Annotated in this window: 16 protein-coding genes and 1 tRNA gene; 9 read left to right on the top strand and 8 right to left on the bottom strand. The window is 65.4% G+C overall.

Going from position 1 to position 16653, the window contains the following annotated elements; genetic code table 11:
- Positions 1-336 precede the first annotated feature (336 nt).
- The 3 genes from gpmA to PKE71_RS11000 are packed head-to-tail and all read left to right on the top strand — an operon-like array spanning position 337 to position 3071.
- The gene (gene gpmA / locus PKE71_RS11010) at positions 337-1062 is read left to right on the top strand and encodes a 2,3-diphosphoglycerate-dependent phosphoglycerate mutase (protein WP_271187022.1); all 726 of its coding nucleotides are present in this window, start codon (positions 337-339) and stop codon (positions 1060-1062) included.
- Positions 1063-1064: 2 nt separating this feature from the next.
- Entirely contained in the window at positions 1065-1718 is a 654-nt protein-coding gene (ribD, locus tag PKE71_RS11005; RefSeq protein WP_271187021.1) for a bifunctional diaminohydroxyphosphoribosylaminopyrimidine deaminase/5-amino-6-(5-phosphoribosylamino)uracil reductase RibD, read from the top strand.
- A gap of 51 nt (positions 1719-1769) precedes the next feature.
- Positions 1770-3071 carry a pentapeptide repeat-containing protein gene (locus tag PKE71_RS11000; protein WP_271187020.1) on the top strand — a complete coding sequence of 434 codons (1302 nt, stop codon included), beginning with the start codon at positions 1770-1772 and terminating at the stop codon, positions 3069-3071.
- A 95-nt stretch (positions 3072-3166) separates the two neighbouring features.
- On the opposite strand, the gene PKE71_RS10995 is transcribed toward PKE71_RS11000, so the two are convergent.
- Positions 3167-3643 carry an Hsp20 family protein gene (locus PKE71_RS10995; protein WP_271187019.1) on the bottom strand — a complete coding sequence of 159 codons (477 nt, stop codon included), beginning with the start codon at positions 3641-3643 and terminating at the stop codon, positions 3167-3169.
- Positions 3644-3865: 222 nt separating this feature from the next.
- Here PKE71_RS10995 and PKE71_RS10990 point away from each other — a divergent pair, with 222 nt between their 5' ends.
- A complete protein-coding gene (locus PKE71_RS10990; RefSeq protein WP_271187018.1) occupies positions 3866-4810 on the top strand; it encodes a class I SAM-dependent methyltransferase in 945 nt (314 codons plus the stop codon).
- Positions 4807-5487, top strand: coding sequence for a hypothetical protein (locus PKE71_RS10985; RefSeq protein ID WP_271187017.1), 681 nt, complete (start codon positions 4807-4809; stop codon positions 5485-5487). The genes PKE71_RS10990 and PKE71_RS10985 overlap by 4 nt, the downstream gene beginning before the upstream one ends.
- Positions 5488-5648: 161 nt before the next feature.
- Here PKE71_RS10985 and hisN read toward each other — a convergent pair whose 3' ends face one another.
- The 3 genes from hisN to PKE71_RS10970 form a co-directional block, all read right to left on the bottom strand.
- Complete coding sequence (hisN, locus tag PKE71_RS10980; protein WP_271187016.1) at positions 5649-6446, bottom strand: histidinol-phosphatase; 798 nt, start codon at positions 6444-6446, stop codon at positions 5649-5651.
- 68 nt (positions 6447-6514) lie between these two features.
- On the bottom strand, positions 6515-6901 hold the full coding sequence (locus PKE71_RS10975) for a helix-turn-helix domain-containing protein (protein WP_271187015.1): 387 nt from the start codon (positions 6899-6901) through the stop codon (positions 6515-6517).
- 120 nt (positions 6902-7021) lie between these two features.
- The gene (locus PKE71_RS10970; RefSeq protein WP_271187014.1) at positions 7022-7915 is read right to left on the bottom strand and encodes an N-formylglutamate amidohydrolase; all 894 of its coding nucleotides are present in this window, start codon (positions 7913-7915) and stop codon (positions 7022-7024) included.
- 118 nt (positions 7916-8033) lie between these two features.
- Here PKE71_RS10970 and cpdR point away from each other — a divergent pair, with 118 nt between their 5' ends.
- Positions 8034-8399 (top strand): cell cycle two-component system response regulator CpdR, encoded by a 366-nt coding sequence (gene cpdR / locus PKE71_RS10965; protein WP_075188630.1) that lies wholly within the window; start codon positions 8034-8036, stop codon positions 8397-8399.
- 166 nt (positions 8400-8565) lie between these two features.
- Here the strand turns inward: cpdR and PKE71_RS10960 are convergent, their stop codons facing one another.
- Entirely contained in the window at positions 8566-11619 is a 3054-nt protein-coding gene (locus tag PKE71_RS10960; RefSeq protein WP_271187013.1) for a TonB-dependent receptor plug domain-containing protein, read from the bottom strand.
- A 278-nt stretch (positions 11620-11897) separates the two neighbouring features.
- On the opposite strand from PKE71_RS10960, the gene PKE71_RS10955 reads away from it, so the two are divergent.
- The 3 genes from PKE71_RS10955 (at position 11898) to PKE71_RS10945 (ending at position 14085) form a co-directional block, all read left to right on the top strand.
- Positions 11898-11972: transfer RNA gene (locus PKE71_RS10955), tRNA-Val, on the top strand.
- Between the two features lie 19 nt (positions 11973-11991).
- Positions 11992-12927: a Stf0 family sulfotransferase gene (locus PKE71_RS10950; protein ID WP_271187012.1), complete on the top strand. Its 936-nt coding sequence runs from the start codon at positions 11992-11994 to the stop codon at positions 12925-12927.
- Positions 12928-12993: 66 nt separating this feature from the next.
- Complete coding sequence (locus PKE71_RS10945) at positions 12994-14085, top strand: Mrp/NBP35 family ATP-binding protein (protein WP_271187011.1); 1092 nt, start codon at positions 12994-12996, stop codon at positions 14083-14085.
- A 6-nt stretch (positions 14086-14091) separates the two neighbouring features.
- Here PKE71_RS10945 and PKE71_RS10940 read toward each other — a convergent pair whose 3' ends face one another.
- Genes PKE71_RS10940 through PKE71_RS10930 form a run of 3 tightly spaced genes read right to left on the bottom strand, consistent with a single transcriptional unit; the run spans position 14092 to position 16609 of the window.
- Complete coding sequence (locus PKE71_RS10940; protein ID WP_271187010.1) at positions 14092-14862, bottom strand: ABC transporter ATP-binding protein; 771 nt, start codon at positions 14860-14862, stop codon at positions 14092-14094.
- On the bottom strand, positions 14859-15845 hold the full coding sequence (locus PKE71_RS10935) for a FecCD family ABC transporter permease (RefSeq protein WP_271187009.1): 987 nt from the start codon (positions 15843-15845) through the stop codon (positions 14859-14861). The genes PKE71_RS10940 and PKE71_RS10935 overlap by 4 nt, the downstream gene beginning before the upstream one ends.
- On the bottom strand, positions 15842-16609 hold the full coding sequence (locus PKE71_RS10930; RefSeq protein ID WP_271187008.1) for an ABC transporter substrate-binding protein: 768 nt from the start codon (positions 16607-16609) through the stop codon (positions 15842-15844). The genes PKE71_RS10935 and PKE71_RS10930 overlap by 4 nt, the downstream gene beginning before the upstream one ends.
- Positions 16610-16653: the final 44 nt, after the last annotated feature.

Genomic DNA, 16653 nt, shown 5'->3' with positions numbered 1-16653 from the left:
CCGGGGAAGAGACGTGCGCGGCCAGAGCGGCGTTGTCGCGTGGTCCGTAAGGGGGACGGAGAGGGACCAGGCATTCGTGACGCCGCGATATCTGCCGGATCGGCAAGCCTTCCAGAAAGGCCTTGCAGGACTGCAATGACAGGTGACGGCCCGGCAGGGACGATCCCTGAAACGCAAACCCGGAACTACTGGAGGCTTTATACCACAAGGCGCAGGACTTGCCCATGCCCGACTTTGTCGGTGACGACTGTCGCGGGCGCCGCGCCTTGCCCGCACGCGGCGGGCGGGCTATCGCTGCGCCGGCACCGCCCGCAGACGCTGCAAGAGGAGACTGACATGCCGCAACTCGCCCTCATCCGGCACGGCCAGAGCGAATGGAATCTGCAGAACCGCTTCACCGGCTGGGTCGATGTCGACCTGACCGATGAAGGCGTCGCCCAGGCCCGCCGCTCCGGCGAGCTTCTGGCGAAGGCGGGCTTCAAGCCGCAACGCGCCTATGTCTCGGTGCTGAAACGGGCGATCAGGACGCTGAACTTCACCCTGGAAGGCCTGGACCGGCTGTGGATTCCGGTCGAGAAATCCTGGCGTCTCAACGAGCGGCACTATGGCGCCCTGGCCGGTCTCGACAAGGACGAGACGCGCGCGAAACACGGCGCCGACCAGGTGAAGATCTGGCGCCGCTCCTTCGACACACCGCCGCCACCCGTCGCCGAGGATCACGAATTCCACCCGGCCAATGACGACCGCTATGCCGATGTGCCGCGTGAACTCCTGCCGGCCGCAGAGAGCCTCAAGCTGACCCTCGACCGCGTCGAACCCTACTGGACGTCGGAAATCCTGCCGCACCTGAAGAAGGGCGAGACCATCGCCGTCGCCGCCCACGGCAACAGCCTGCGCGCCCTGGTGAAACTCCTGTTCCGGGTCGGCGATGCGGAAATCATGGAGGTCGAGATCCCGACCGGCAATCCGCTGCTGATCGATCTCGCCGAGGACGGCACCACGATTCTCGGCGCGCGCTATCTCGATGAGAGCCGCGCCCAGCCCCTGCCGCCCCTGCCCTGATCATGACCAGCGTCGCCGACCGCCGCTTCATGGGCCTGGCCCTGGCGCTGGCCCGCGGTCAGCTGGGACGTACCGCGCCGAACCCGGCGGTCGGCTGTGTCCTGGTGAAAGACGGCCAGATCGTCGCGACCGGAGCAACGGCCGATGGCGGACGTCCCCATGCGGAACGCGTCGCGCTGACCCATGCGGCTGCCATGGCGCACGGATGTACCGCCTATGTCACGCTAGAGCCCTGCGCGCATTACGGCCGCACGCCCCCCTGCGCCCTCGGCCTGATCGAGGCCGGTATCGCGCGCGTCGTCATCGCCTGTCTCGACCGCTATCACGAAGTTGCCGGACGCGGCGCCGCCATGCTGGAAGCCGCCGGCATCGCGGTTGTCACCGGCCCGGGCGAGGCCGACGCGCAGGCCCTCTACGAGGCCTTCTTCCACCGCCTGGAAACCGGCCGCCCCCTGCTCTTCGCCGACAGCCGGACTGCCGGTTATGAAACCGGGCTGGACCCGCTCCCGGTTGCCGAGCTGGATGCCGCGCTCAAACAGCTGGGAGAGCAGGGCTTTTCCCGTGTCCGGATCGCACCGGATACAAATTTCGCCCGAGACCTGGTCGACCGGGGCCTTGCCCGCCGGGCCGAACACAGCCGCGACACCGTGTATTAACTCTCCCGCGCTAGCGTGGTTCTCTGGTGTCTCCACCGACAGGACCTGCGAATGCAAGGGCGGAAAATCGAATTCAAGACGTTGAACCAGGCGCAGGTCGACATGATCTGCGAACGGCATGAGCGTCTGTGGTCCGGCAAGGCCGGCGGCGCCCGTGCGAGCTTTGCCTATTGCGTCGTTGAAAATCTCGACCTGTCGAACCGCGACCTGTCCGATGCCGATTTCTCCGGCGCCGTCCTGCGCGGTGCCAACCTGTCCGGCGCCACGCTGAACAGCGCGATCTTCTTTGCCGCAGACATGCGTCGCGCCAGCCTGGAAGGCGCCTGCCTGCGCCGGGCCGATCTGCGCGGCGCGATCATGCGCGGTGCGAACCTGACCGGCGCCGACCTCACCGAGGCCGACCTGCGCGAGGGCGCGATCGCCCAGATCGACAAGGAAAAGGGTCTCGCGGTTCTCACCCACAAGACCCAGGGCAATGACTCAGACAAGGCCAACTTCACGGGCGCAAACCTGTCCCGCTCGAAGATGGCCGGGATCACGGCACAGAAATCCGACTTCACCGACGCGATGTTGCTGGGCACGCGGATGATCCGCGCCAATCTGCGCGGCTCGTCCTTCCAGGGCGCAAATCTGGAAGGCGCCGACCTGTCCGGCGCCGACCTGACTGATACCGATTTCACCAATTCCGTCCTGATCGGCACCAAGACGCTGATGGCCAAGAAGGACCGGATGCGCACGGATGGCGCCCTGACCGAGGCACCGGTCGGGATCGACGCGAACACGCTCGACAACCCGGTCGCCAACCAGATCGCCGAGCACATGAAGTGGTGCGAGACGAACGGTCGCGAAGGCAAACCGTCCCTGTTCGACGGCACCGATCTGCGCGGACTGACCTCGCTGGCCGGCAAGACACTGACCGCCTTCCACGCCCGCGGCGCCACGCTTTACGGGCTCGACCTGGAAGGCGCGCAGCTGCAGGGCGCACGGCTTGAAAAAGCCGACCTGCGCATGGTCTCGCTGCGCGGCGCCGACCTGCGCGGCGCCGACCTGACCGGCGCCAATCTGTCCAATGCCGACCTGCGCGACTGCCAGCTGGGACCGCTGCTGCTGGAAGGCAACCGCATCCTGCCGGCCTCGCTGGCGGGCACCCGCGCACGCTATACCGATTTTCGCGGCGCCGACCTGCGCCAGGTGAAAGCCACCGGCGCGGACTTTTCCTACGCGCATCTGGACGGATCCGATGCGCGCCGCGCCCTGTTCGGCGGATCCTGTTTTACCGGCACATCCTTCGACGAACGTTTCCTGGAGCAGGTGGCCTCGATCGAAGGTGCGGTGGATCTCAACGCGGCCTGACCTGCCGCCTTCATCCCGATCCCGGCAATAAAAAGGGCGGCGGACAGATGTCCGCCGCCCAGTCATTCGGGGGATAATCGTAAGTGCAGAAGCGATCAGGCAGCCTTCGTCTTGCCGCCCTCGATCAGCTTCGCCTTGGTCTTGCCGGACCCGGCCTTGATCTCGATCCGCTTCGGCTTTGCGGCCTCGGGGATTTCGCGGACCAGACGGATCGTCAGCAGGCCATTCTTCAGACCGGCCTCGGTCACTTCGACATGGTCAGCCAGATGGAAGCGGCGCTCGAAGGCGCGCTCGGCGATACCACGATGCACGAAGCGGCGTTCGTCGGCGTCGGTCTTCTCGGCAATCCGGCCGGACACGGTCAGCACGTTTTCCTGGACTTCCACGGTGAGGTCTTCCTCACCGAAACCGGCAACGGCGAGCTCGATCTGATACTCGTCATCGGCAACGTGCTGGATGTTGTAAGGGGGGTAGCCCTGGGATTCGATCTTGGTGGCCGAGTCCATCATGTCGGCCAGGCGGTCGAAACCGACGATCGAACGGTAGAGCGGGGTAAAATCAACAGTACGCATAACAGTCCATCCTCCTTCAGAGCGATAAACAGGTCCGGACGGGCCGGACGGTTGACGGGGACCGCCACGCACACTGGCCGTGGCAGGTCCGCAGGTCCCGTTGCGGCAACCTGCGCAGACTAGTTGGGGAGGCGATCACGATTTCGCAAGCCCCGAGCGAAGCAATTGCGCCGCCGCGCGGGCTTGGCTAGGACAGGACAACGGAGACAGGGAGAATTCCATATGCGCACCAAGGCCCTCGCCGCCCTTCTCGGCGGCTCGATGTTGCTGGTATCCTGCGGAAATTCGCAGACCGATACGGACACGGATACCGAAGCGGCTGCACCGGAAACCGCCGCCGAAACGGCTGCCGCGCCGGAAACCGAAACAGCACCCGCGCCGGATTATTCCGACATCGAGACCGTCCTGGCCGGTGACTGGCGGGGTGAGGCGGCCGCACGCGATGAATGGCGCCACCCGCGCGAAACGCTGGAATTCTTCCAGATCGACCCCAGCTCCACCGTCGTGGAGATCTGGCCGGGCGGCGGCTGGTACAGCGATGTGCTGGGCCCGTGGATCGCTGCGAATGGCGGGACCTATGTCGCCGCACACTTCCCGGCAGACGCTGCCAGCAACTACCAGCAGCGTTCGCGCGCCGCGTTCGAAACCCGTATCGAGAACAACGCCCTGTACGGCGAGCCGCAGCTGGTGAACTTCAGTGCCGATGGCGGTCTGGACATGGAAGACGGCAGCGCGGACGCCGTGCTGACCTTCCGCAACGTCCACAACTGGATGAATAACGGCTTTGCCGAACGCGCATTCGCGGAATTCTACGACGCCCTTCGCCCGGGCGGCGTGCTGGGTGTCGTGGAACACCGCCTGCCCTCCTCGCGCGAGCAGGATCCGATGTCGGCCAATGGCTATGTACAGCAGGCCTATGTGATCGCCATGGCCGAGGAAGCCGGGTTCGAACTGGTCGACACGTCGGAAATCAACGCCAACCCGGCCGACACGGCCGATCACCCGCTGGGTGTCTGGACCCTGCCGCCGGTGCGCCGCTCACCGCAGGAAGGCGATGAAGGCTACGAGGATTTCGATCGCGAACATTTTGACGCGATCGGCGAAAGCGATCGCATGACCCTTCTGTTCCGCAAGCCGGCTTCAGCGTCTGAAGCCACCGAAGAATGATGCGCAGCATCCTTGCCATGGTTGGCGCCGCGCTCCTGAGCGTGGCGCCCGCCGCCGCGGACGATACGGCCAGCGAGGTTGAACGCGTCGCTGGCCCCCTGCCGCGCTTCTTTCCGCACCTGGAAAGCTATCTCGACATTCCGCAAGCCGAACGCAGCCATTTCCGGATGGCCTATGTGGTGATCTCGGCAGAGGGCATACCGCCCGAGGATATCCGCATGTGGTACGATCATGACGGCGAGACCCGGCAGTTCGCGCTGGATGCCATGGGGCGTATCACCCAGATTCCCGGCCTGTCCGCGCTGGATGCCGAACCGGATGTGTGGATCAACCAGCCGGCCGGCGGCGGGTTTTCTCTGTCGATGCAGTTCGAGTATTCCGGCCCCGGCGCGACCGAGTTTTCCCGCGACGCGCTCGCCATGAGTGTCGAGCAGGCCAACCGCGCGATCCGGTCGGCTGCGGGCGTCGCCGCACTGTTTGCCCCCCGGATGGAATCCGTTGTCTTCGTGTTCGACGGTGCGGCACCGGAAGCCTGGGCCGTCGACCGGGACGGCGAACGCGCGCCGCTGACGGTTCAGGAGAACCGCGCCTTTTTCAGACCGGCCGACCGGCGCAGCCGCTCGGTCGAGCGCATCGAGTTCGGCCGCGAACCGGTGAGGATCCTGCTCGACAGCTAGATCAGGATCGTTTCCTGAGGAGCCGACCCTGCTTCAGAATCCTTAGCGGTCGCGTGATCGAACCGGAGAACCGGTTCCCACTTCACCTGACCACGCTTCAGAATCCTGAGTGATCGCATGATCGAACCGGTGAACCGGTTCCCACTTCACCTGATCACGCTCTAGCGCGCAGCGCCGGCGAGCAGGGGCAGAACGCTTTCAAGCAGAGCCTCAGAAGCCGCCGCCACCACCTGACCGCCGAGGCTCGGATCGCCACCGCGCCAGTCGGTCACGACGCCACCCGCCCCCTGCACGACCGGCATGAATGCCTGGACGTCATAGATCTGAAGCCCGCTCTCGATCACCAGATCGACGCCGCCGGCGGCGAGCATGGCATAGGCATAGGCGTCATATCCGAAACGGCACAGCCGGGCTGTCCGGCGAACCCGCTCGAACGCCGCCGCTTCGTCGCCGCTGAACAGATAGGCATCGGTTGTCGCAAGGATCGCCTCGTCGAGGCTGGTCCGCCCGCTGGTGCGCAATTGCCGCTTCGCACCGCCATGCCACAGGGCCGCTCCGCCCGGCCAGCCCGCAAAACGTTCACCGATATGAGGCTGGTCGATGACACCGACTTCGGGCCGCCCCGCCTGCTCGAGCGAGATCAGCACGGTCCAGGTCGGAAGCCCGGCGATAAAGGCCCGTGTCCCGTCGATCGGATCGAGGATCCAGCGCCGCGCGTTGTCGCGCACCGTTTCGCCGAATTCCTCCCCGAGGATGCCGTCATCGGGCGCGCGTTCCGCGAGGACATCGCGCATGGCCTGTTCAGAGGCCCGGTCTGCTGCCGTCACCGGATCGAAACCCGCCGTCAGCTTGTTTTCCACGGCCAGCCCGGAGCGGAAATAGGGCCGGATCGCCGCGCCGGCGGCGTCGGCCATCCGGTGCGCGGTTTCCAGGTCGTATGACGGGTCGTAGCCAGACATGAAAAGGCGCCTAGCATGGCCCTCGCCGCCACGCCAGACGCCTTGTCGTTGTCCCCCCGGACCCCGTATCAGGCAGCGTCGTTCGCCGGCTCGTCCGGCTCGAGCGACTTGGCCAGTTCCAGCAGGCGTTTGCGCGGACGCTCGCCCAGCCGGTAATAGGCGCGGATCAGATCCATCGTCTCTTTCTGCGAGAGGATGTCCGCCGAGAGGCGCGTGTCGCTGTCGACCTGATCGCGCCGGGACAGGCCCTCGTAGAAATACTGCACCGGCACATCGAGCGACTCGGCCAGCTCGAACAGCCGGCTGGCGCTGACGCGATTGGCGCCGCACTCATATTTCTGGATCTGCTGGAAGCGGATACCGACGGATTCCGCCAGCTGCTGCTGTGTCAGCCCCAGGAGCCGGCGCCGGCGGCGCAGGCGCTTGCCCACATGAAGGTCGATATCGTTCGTCATACTACTCGCCGCCTGTTCTTCGCGTCTCGAAATGCGCCGCATTGGGACGCACACCTCACAGGGGAGCAAAGCGCGTGCCGGGCGAAGGCACGCCTTTTGTTTCGCGCAGGATGGGTAGTGTCAGGCCGGCACGCAGGCGGACCAGTCGGTGTGAGTCAATTCCCTGACAATCTTGCGCATTTCGGCCTCGAAGCCGGGAAATCCCGGCGCCATCGCGACCCGTGCCTCGTCGAGATAAAGGCTGCGGTTGATCTCGATCTGGATCACATGCACCCCGTCGGCAGGCCGTCCATAATGCTCCGTCGTGTAGCCGCCGGCGTAGGGAATGTTCCGAACTGTGACGTAGCCCTGGTCACGCAATACGGCTTCGACCCGGTCCGTAACCCGTGGATCGCAAGACGAGCCGAACCGGTCGCCCAGGACAAAGTCCACACCGCGCGCACTGGCATCCGGCATGGAGTGCATATCGATCGCCAGCACGAAGCCGTGCGTGCCCCGCAGGCCCGACAGCAGACCCTCGAGGGTCGCGTGATAGGGCTCGTAGAAGCGCTCGATCCGGCTGCGCGCTTCCGCATAGCGCAGGCGGCGGCGATAGAGGGCGCGGCCCTCGACGCCGATTCGCGGCACCACGCCGAGCCCGGACGCGGCCCGCCGGGAGACGGGGGCCGTCTGATCCGGCAGGCGATCCGAGAACATGCCCGGATCGAGTTCCCACGGCCCCCGGTTCGGATCCACGAAAACGCGCGGAAACTGGGCTGTCACGAGATGGGCGCCGAACTCCGGCGCCGAGGCGATCAGCGTGTCCACATAGGCATCCTCGGACCGGCGCAACTGGTCAAGGGTCAGGCAGGTCAGGGACTGCATTTCCGAGGTGTAGTGCCGCCCCGAATGCGGCGAGGCGAACACGATCGGCCGGGCCGGGCCGGACGGCCGCGCGACCCGGACCGCATCGGCCGGCGCATTTGGATTTGCCGAAACATCCAGGGCGAGCGATGATGGGTTTGCAGCGTCCATGGGTCAAAGAGTGGGCAGCTGCACTCCGCCGGTCAAGCGCTACAGCGCGTTCAGCGGGTTTTTACCAAGCGCGTGTAGGTTGCCGTCAATTCGAGTTTTCGCAAGGGTGGGACCTGAGATGGCAAAAATTCTTCTGGCAGAAGACGACGATTCGATGCGGGACTTCCTCGCCAAGGCCCTGAAACGGGCCGGGCACGAGGTTCTCGTGTGTTCCGACGGGGAGGAAGGACTGGATGCGATCGGCGAACAGCCGGCGCAGTTCGACCTTCTCCTGACCGACATCGTGATGCCCGGCGTCGACGGGATCGAGCTGGCACGCCGTGCCGCAGAGATCGATCCGGCACTCAAGATCATGTTCATTACCGGATTTGCCGCCGTGGCCCTGAACCCCGGCTCCGGCGCCCCGACCAACGCCAAGGTGCTCTCCAAGCCCTTCCATCTGCGCGAACTGGTCGACGAGGTGGCGCGGGTGATGGCTGCCTGACAGCGGGCTGCACCGGAACGGACCAGCAGGACGCCGCCCTTCGGGGCGGCGTTTTTTTTCGCCCCGGAGAGCGGTGCCGACCTTCAGCCCCGCTTGGAGGCAACGCAAAGAAAAGGGCCCGCTCTTGCGAGCGGGCCCAATCCTTGAAGTCGGTCAGACCGAAGTCTTACCAGGCCTTGCTGACGCGAGCGAAGAAGCGACGGCCCAGGAGGTCGTAACCCGAACCCAGCACTTCGTTGCCGGAGCCCAGCGTGGCACCCGATGCATCCTGATCGATGATCGCCGGCTCTTCGTTGAACAGGTTGTTCACACCGAAGGTAACAGCCCAGGTGTCCTGGTCGTAGCTGATCGACAGGTCGTGGTACCAGACCGCGTCCCAGCTATCGACGGCGTCGCCGCCAAGTTCGGACGCCGCTTCGATACGCTCGCCGTAGTCGACGCCGACCACGTTGCGGATCGAGGCCTGCTCGCCGAGGTAACGGGCACGCCACAGCATCGACCAGTCACCGCGTTCGAAGCGGTTGGAGATCGCGCCGCGCCATTCCGGGCTACCCCAGTCGCCGACGAAGTTGTTCAGGTCCGATTCCGCAGTGTTGCGGGACAGGATCTCGTCGGACTTCGTGAAGGTGGCGTTCATGTCGTAGTTGAAGCCGCCGAGGAAGTCGAAGTCCATGTTGAACCGGCCGTTGAAGTCCCACCCATTGGTTTCCTGGGTCGCGACGTTGAACGGCGTATTGTCGACGAAGGTCAGAAGACCGGTGTTCGGGTCACGCTGGCGGCGCGCACAGAACGGGTCGTTCGGGAAGTTCGTCGAGTTGTAGCACTGGCCCAGCGAGAAAGCCGTGCCCGGGATCGCAATGGAGTCTTCGACTTCGATGGCGAAGTAGGAGACGCGCAGCGACGCGTCGAACCGGTCGGTGAACGGCTGGTCGAACACGAAGCCGAGGCTGTACGCATCCGAGGTTTCCGGCTCCAGCGAGGGGTTACCGGCCCGGAAGCTCTCGATCGAGGGCGTACCGGTCAGACCCAGCGAGGTCGGATCCACACCTTCGGCGATACAGTTCGCCAGGACCACGGCATCACGATTGTCGTTGGTCGGGTCGTAGGTGTTGCCCGGACCGCGAGCATCGTTCGGAACCACGCACGGATCGGCAAAGCCCGAGGTGAAGCCCGTCTGGCCGCCCAGGAACAGTTCACGCAGGTTCGGCGCCCGGAAGGACGTGCCCATCGTGGCGTTCAGGGTCAGGAAGTCGGTCATCACCCACGACGCACGCGCCGAGTAGGTGGAGTTCTGGCCGTAGTACTCGTGGTCGGTCAGACGACCGGCCAGTTCCAGCGAGATGTCCTCGGCGAACCGGACGCCGGAGACGAGCGGGATCGCCAGCTCGGCGTAGTATTCGGTCAGCTGAGCGGAACCTTCCGAACGACGGTCGGCGAAGTAGCCGGCCGCAAGGCCGTCGGCCGCCACGGTATCCGTGCCGGAGTCGAGCGTGTCGCGGCGCCATTCGATACCGAACACACCAGAAACCTCACCCGCCGGCAGTTCGAACAGCGGACCCGTGGTGAAGCCACCGAAGATCAGCTGGTCGACGACCGTCGTCGCGGTGCGGTCGATGCGCAGGAAGTCATACTCTTCCTGGGTGCCGAAGGACGGCGCCGTGGAGCCGTCGTTGGGGTAGAGGTTCGGGTGGAACAGGTTCACCGGAACACAGTTGTTCGGAGACAGGAAGCCGAACAGTTCGATCGTGCTGTTGTCGTCGGAACCGCAGACGATTTCGCCATTCTCGACGCGCGTCGTTGCGACGACGGCGGTCAGGAGACCTTCGTCAACAGCCGGACGGCGCGAGTAGCCCATCGACCGGGTGTAGCCGCCGAACACTTCGTACGACCAGGACGGAGCGAAGCTCCAGTCACCCTGCAGACCCGACATGAAGCGGGTGTACTGCGTTTCCACTTCGATGTTCGAACGCTCGATCGGCGAGGCGAAGATCGGCACCACGTCGAAGCCGAACGGGTTGTACGGGTTGTCCGCACGGACCGTCGGGAAGAGCTGGCCGTGATAGCCGGACTTGTAGGTCGTCTGCGAGTTGGTGTGCAGCAGTTCCGTGAACACCGTCACGTTTTCCTGACCCAGGAACCGGTCGATCGTGTAGTCGCCGGTGAACAGGAAGGAGTAACGCTGGGAGTCCGGAATGATGTCCGTCGTCTGGTCGAGATAGGACGAGCGATAGGCTTCGTTCGTGCTGTCGCCGAAGGACCAGCCCGGGATGCCCGTGTCGGACGAGCCCGGCGTGGAATAGACGTCGGTGCCGTACAGGCCCGGATTGGCGTAATAGGACGCCAGATCCGGCTGACCGTTGACGTAGTAGTTGTAGGTACGAACGCGGTTGATGATCGCGCCTTCGCACTCGGACAGCAGCGAGCCGTCATCGGCGATTTCGATGTCGCGCGAGCAGTACAGGCCGTCGGTCGGGTCGTAGTTCCAGTCGCGGTCGTTAACCTGCAGGCTGTCCTGGTGGAAGTATTCCATCGAGAACATGAACCGGCCGTTCTCGGATGAGTCGCCGACCATCATGTTCCAGCGGTGCGAGCCGCCACCGGACTCTTCCGGCGAGTTGGTGTATGCGCCGACTTGGAAGCCTTCGAAGTTGTCGCGCAGGATCACGTTCACAACGCCGGCAACGGCGTCCGAACCGTAAACCGAGGACGCACCATCGAGCAGGATATCGATCCGCTGGATAGCGTCGGTCGGAATAATGTCGACGTTCGGCAGCGACGGAGCACCTTCCACACCGGACGGTGCAACGCGGCGGCCGTTGATCAGCAGCAGCGTCTGGTCAGGATTCAGGCCGCGCAGCGTAATCGTGTTGGAGCCGGGACCGGCGTCCGTCACGAAGGCGCCGCCGATCGTGTTGTCGAGTTGAACGCCCTGGGCGACCGACGACGTCTGCAGAATTTGTGCGGTGTCGATCAGGCCCGCATCGCGGATTTCCTGAGAGTCGATCACCTGCAGCGGCGCCACGGAGGCGAACGCATCACGACGGATGCGCGAACCGGTAACGACGATAGTGTCTTCGCTCGCAGCGGTGTCCTCGGACTGCTCGTCCTCGTCCTGCTGCTGGTCTTGAGCGTAAGCCGGAGAAATGGCCAGGCCAGCGGCTGCAAAGCCTGCAAGGATAGTCGAGCGCAGAAGGCGCTCGCGGTCCCAATAAGTGCTCACGATTGTACCCCTTTGTGTATCTGGACGCCCACTCCGGCTTTTGTTCTATCCGTGAGCAGACGCGGTTGGGTCACCCCAACTCAGCGCGCACTATGTCCAACATCGAAACGGATACAAAGCACTCGTGCCGGCGCCGCCGCATTTCCGTCATTTATGTTGCAAAAAAGTCATAGACTGGCAGGGTTCCCGAAAGCACTGCAATCAGGCAGCAGGACTGCACATGCGGCACTTGCACTCCGCTCATCCGGAGGCTAATAACCGGCTCCCTTGTGACGGATGGGCGATTAGCTCAGCGGGAGAGCACTTCGTTGACATCGAAGGGGTCACTGGTTCAATCCCAGTATCGCCCACCATCCAACTTCCCCCAGGCTCATGACTAAGTCGCCCACGCCAGATGGCGCGCATCCGCGCCGTAACGTCATTTCCAACCAGGTTTCGCCGGACCGGGCCTTCATCCCCGACACATCGGGAACGCCCTATCGCACCATGAGCGAAATGTTCGAGTATATCTGGCGCGACGGCACTCCCGATCCTGCCGAGTTTGCCGAACTCGACGAAATCGACGTCTCGCACCGCTATGCGATCTGCATGGTGCCGCGTTCGGGGAGCACCTTCCTTGCGCACTTGCTGAAGCAGACGGGCTGTTTCGGATATCCCAGTGAATGGCTCGCCATAGCCCTCGCCGAGGACCAGGCACGGGAGACAGGGTCGACCGATTGGGACATGCTGTTCAGGCGCGTCCTCGCCCGCCACGCTTCGCCTAACGGGGTGTCCGGCATCGAACTGGCCCTTGCCCATCTTCTATGGGGCCGCCAGGCAACCGGCCGCAAGCAGATTCTCGGCCGCGACATGCGCTATTTCTACCTCAGGCGCCGCAATATCGTCCGCCAGGGCATTTCCATGCACGTGGCCCACCAGTCGGGCGTATTGCACTCCTTCCAGATGACTGACGATGCGCGCATCGTCCAGGACGCCGTGCTCTACGACACCAAGGCCATCCGCAACTGGACCAAATTCCTGCACGATGAGGAAATGCGCTGGGAACGCGAGTTCGGCGCGATCGGAATCGAGCCCGTACGGCTCTATTACGAGGATATCGTGCGTCGGCCCGAACGGGTGGTGCGTCTGTTCGCCAATATCCTCGGCCTGCCGGAAACGCCGCTGACACCGGAAAATGTCGAAATCGCAAGCGTCGGTCATCAACGCGCCGACGAGTGGGAAGCGCGCTACCGCGAGGAAGACGCCGACTATCTCGGCGCACTGGCGCGGCACCGCCCCTTCGTCCACCCCCCGGTCCAGATGACATAGCGCTGCACCGGGCGCTTTGCGAACGGCGGCTGACACCCTAGCTGTTGAGCAAAAGGAGGCTGATCCATGGACGACCGCCTGCGTACTGCGCTATCCGGAATCCACGAACGCCAGTCGGGCCGCAACCTCGTGGATGCGGGCCGCGTCGAGGCCGCGTCTGTCATGGGCGACACAGCAACGATCATCCTGTCGCCGCCCGTCGCCGGCGAACCGGACCTGGACCGCCTGCGCCCCGAGATCGAACAGGCCGTTTCCGCGCTTGACGGGATCGGGCGCGTTCGCACCGTAATGACCGCGCATCGCGAGAATGCCGGCGCCCAGGGCCGTCAAAAGCAGCAAAAGCGTCAGCAGGAGCGGACCGGCTCTGCCCCCAAACCCGCAAAGCGCATCATCGCCGTTGCCTCCGGCAAGGGCGGCGTGGGCAAGTCGACCATCGCCGCCAATCTCGCCGTGGCCCTGGCCCGTGAAGGGCTGAAGGTCGGTCTGCTGGACGCCGACATCTACGGCCCGTCCGCGCCGCGCCTTTTCGGCCTCACGGATGTGCCTGGGCTTCAGAAGACGGATGCCGGTGTGCAACCCGTCATGGCCCATGGCGTGAAGATCGTGTCGATGGGCTTTGTCGTGAAACCCGGAGCCGCCGTCGTCTGGCGGGGACCGATGGTGCAGGGCGCCATCCGGCAATTTCTGGCCGACACCGACTGGGGCCAGCCCGATGTGCTGATCCTCGACATGCCGCCGGGCACGGGCGACGCCCAGCTTGCCATCGCCCAGGACATTCCCGTCGACGGCGCCGTGATCGTCTCGACACCTCAGGATCTCGCACTGGACGATGCCCGCAAGGCGATGAATCTCTTCGACCAGACCCATGTGCCCATTCTCGGCATGGTCGAGAACATGTCCGTCTTCATCTGCCCGCATTGCGGTGAGGGCAGCCACATTTTCGGTCACGGCGGCGTGAAGGCGGAAAGCGAAGCCCTGGGCGTAGACTATCTGGGCGACATCCCGCTGCACCCCGATCTGCGCACCCGTTCCGACGCCGGCGAACCGATGGCGCTGGACGATGGCCCCGTGGGCAAGGCGTTCGCCCGCGTCGGCCGCGCCGTCATGTCTGCAGCGGAAACGGCGTCCAAGCCGGCACCGGAAATCGTCTTCGACTAGTTTTTCCTACCCCGAGACCTGAAGCGGCACGAGACGGGTCGGAACGATGCCGCCCGGCGCGCGGACGTCAAAGGCCTCACTGACAACCGCTTCGGACAGGGCGGTCTCGGCCGGGCCATCGGCCAGGACGGCACCCCGTTTCATCACCAGGACGCGGTCGGCGAAGCGGGCGGCCAGATCGAGGGCGTGCACGGCGACAACCACCTGCGTCCCCGCCTTTGCGGCCTCCCGCAGAATCTCCATCACACCCAGCTGATGCCGGATATCGAGGGCGGCGGTCGGCTCGTCGAGCACCAGCAAGGGTGCATGGCCGGCAAGCGTCCGGGCGATCAGTGCACGCGCGCGCTCGCCCGAAGACAGCGTGTCGAACCGCCGCCCGGCCAGATCGGCAATACCGGTCTGTTCCATGGCCCGATCGATCGCAGCGTGATCGTCTGCGCCGAGCGCACGCAAGGGCTGGCGCCAGGGCGCGCGTCCCAGCGCAACCAGATTGCGCACGGTCATCGGCCAGGCCGAACGTCCGTCGGGCGCCAGGTAACCGATCATCCGCGCCCGCTCGCGCAGCGGCAGATCTGCAAGCGGGCGTCCGTTCAGCGCCACGCTGCCGCTGGCCGGCTGCAACAGGCCGGCGGCCAGTTTCAGCAAGGTCGACTTGCCCGCGCCGTTCGGACCGACAAGCGCCACGATACCGCCGCCCTCGAAGGTCAGGCTGGTCCGGCGCAGCAGAAGCCGGTCGCCATAACCGAAATCGACATGTTGGAAATCAAGCCGGCTCATGGCGCCACCCTTTGCGATGTGCGAACCAGCCAGAGGAAGAAGGGCGCGCCGATCAGTGCCGTGACCACACCGAGATAAAGCGGCATGCCGGGCCCGGACACGAGGCGGACGAACAGGTCGGCCAGCGTCACCAGGAGCGCGCCTCCGAGCATGGAGGGCAGGATCAGGGCTCCGGGGCGGTGCGCCACCAGCGGACGCAGAAGATGCGGCACCACGAGCCCGACGAAACCGATCGCCCCGGCCACCGCCACGCCGCCGCCGACGGCCAGGGCGGTCCCGGCGACCACGGTCAGGCGCTGCCGCTTCAGATCCACGCCCAGGCTGACCGCCGTCTCTTCGCCCAGGCTCAGCGCATCAAGACTGCGCCCCGTCGTCGACAGGATCGCCAGGCCGGCGAGGATCAGCGGGGCGGCAAAGGCGATTTCCGTCCAGCTGGCATCTTTCAGCGACCCCATCAGCCAATAGGCAATCTCGGCCAGCGCCCACGGATTGGGGGCCAGATTCATCAGCAAAGCCGTCAGCGCGCCCGCCATCGCATTCACGGCCACACCTGACAGGATCAGCGTGGTTGCAGACGCGCCGCGCCCCGCGATCAGGAAGAGCAGGGTCACGCCGGCGGTCGCGCCGAACACACCAGCGAGCGGCAGTGCCAGCGCAAACAGGGAGGCCAGTCCGAAATACAGCGCCGTGACGGCGCCAAGGCCGGCACTCGCCGACACGCCGACGACACCGGGATCGGCCAGCGGATTGCGGAAGAAGCCCTGCATCACGGCCCCGGCGCCGCCAAGCCCGGCACCGATCAGAACGCCCAGCATTACACGCGGCAGCCTGAGTTCGCGCAGGATCAGGGTGTCGAGCGATGGCATGGCGGAAAACAGTCCATCAATTGCTGCCAGCCCCGTACCGCCGCAAAACAGCGACAGTCCAACGGCCACCACCAGACCGGCCGCCAGCCCTGCCACGAGAAAGCCCCGCCCGCTCATGACGGCACCTGCGCGGACCAGTCGTCGATGATATCGGCAATGCGCTCGGCCGCGTCGATCAGGCGCGGGCCGGCGCAGGGCCAGTCGCTGGCAGGGATGGTTTCGCGTGCCCCCTGCGTCAGCACGCGCCGGTAAGCCGAATGGCGCACCGCCCGGTTCGACAGGCCGGTATAGCCATCGGTGAAGAAGCTCGTAAGCACGATATCGGCGTCCACGGCGAGCACGGTCTCGGGATCGCCGGCCGGCCAGCCGGCGACGCCTTCCTCTGCCATGACATTGATCCCGCCGGCCGCCGCGATCGCCGCGTCGATATAGGTCCCGTCACCGGCCGTTCCGCCGGACGCGCTCAGATACAGCACACGCGGCCGCACGCCCCGTTCCGCGCTGCGCGCAGACAGCGCCGCCAGACGGCGGTCGAGCGCCGCGACCGCCTCATCGGCTTCCGCGTCGCGATGCAGATGCCGGCCCAGCGCAACAAGATTGGCGCGCACGCCATCGAAACCGCTCGCCCAGCTCAGCTCGAAGGTTTCAAACCCGGTCCGTTCCAGCATGCGGCGCGTACGCGCACCCTCCCCTGCGCCGAATACCGTCAGGCCCGGCGCCAGGGCATAGAGCCTTTCCGCATCATTCCACGCCTTGGGGAGGCTGCGCGCCCAGTCCGGCGCCGCCGAGACCGGGTGATCGACCTGCCAGGACAGGGCCGCAATGCGACCCGGTCCCGCCAGTTCCAGGACATAGGCATCGGCACACAAGGATGTGGACACGACCCCGTCCGAGGCGCGCAGAACGCGCACGCCGCCGCCGGCGA

The sequence above is a fragment of the Maricaulis virginensis genome (genome assembly GCF_027922185.1).
Taxonomy (GTDB): domain Bacteria; phylum Pseudomonadota; class Alphaproteobacteria; order Caulobacterales; family Maricaulaceae; genus Maricaulis; species Maricaulis virginensis.
The sequence above is the reverse complement of the archived record's forward strand: the minus strand, read 5'-3'. Positions and strand labels throughout refer to the sequence as shown.

Bases quoted from the DNA above. Each gene is read 5' to 3' on its own strand.
- gpmA (WP_271187022.1), top strand. From the start codon at position 337: ATGCCGCAACTCGCCCTCATCCGGCACGGCCAGAGCGAATGGAATCTG.
- ribD (WP_271187021.1), top strand. From the start codon at position 1,065: ATGACCAGCGTCGCCGACCGCCGCTTCATGGGCCTGGCCCTGGCGCTG.
- PKE71_RS11000 (WP_271187020.1), top strand. From the start codon at position 1,770: ATGCAAGGGCGGAAAATCGAATTCAAGACGTTGAACCAGGCGCAGGTC.
- PKE71_RS10995 (WP_271187019.1), bottom strand. From the start codon at position 3,643: ATGCGTACTGTTGATTTTACCCCGCTCTACCGTTCGATCGTCGGTTTC.
- PKE71_RS10990 (WP_271187018.1), top strand. From the start codon at position 3,866: ATGCGCACCAAGGCCCTCGCCGCCCTTCTCGGCGGCTCGATGTTGCTG.
- PKE71_RS10985 (WP_271187017.1), top strand. From the start codon at position 4,807: ATGATGCGCAGCATCCTTGCCATGGTTGGCGCCGCGCTCCTGAGCGTG.
- hisN (WP_271187016.1), bottom strand. From the start codon at position 6,446: ATGTCTGGCTACGACCCGTCATACGACCTGGAAACCGCGCACCGGATG.
- PKE71_RS10975 (WP_271187015.1), bottom strand. From the start codon at position 6,901: ATGACGAACGATATCGACCTTCATGTGGGCAAGCGCCTGCGCCGCCGG.
- PKE71_RS10970 (WP_271187014.1), bottom strand. From the start codon at position 7,915: ATGGACGCTGCAAACCCATCATCGCTCGCCCTGGATGTTTCGGCAAAT.
- cpdR (WP_075188630.1), top strand. From the start codon at position 8,034: ATGGCAAAAATTCTTCTGGCAGAAGACGACGATTCGATGCGGGACTTC.
- PKE71_RS10950 (WP_271187012.1), top strand. From the start codon at position 11,992: ATGACTAAGTCGCCCACGCCAGATGGCGCGCATCCGCGCCGTAACGTC.
- PKE71_RS10945 (WP_271187011.1), top strand. From the start codon at position 12,994: ATGGACGACCGCCTGCGTACTGCGCTATCCGGAATCCACGAACGCCAG.
- PKE71_RS10940 (WP_271187010.1), bottom strand. From the start codon at position 14,862: ATGAGCCGGCTTGATTTCCAACATGTCGATTTCGGTTATGGCGACCGG.
- PKE71_RS10935 (WP_271187009.1), bottom strand. From the start codon at position 15,845: ATGAGCGGGCGGGGCTTTCTCGTGGCAGGGCTGGCGGCCGGTCTGGTG.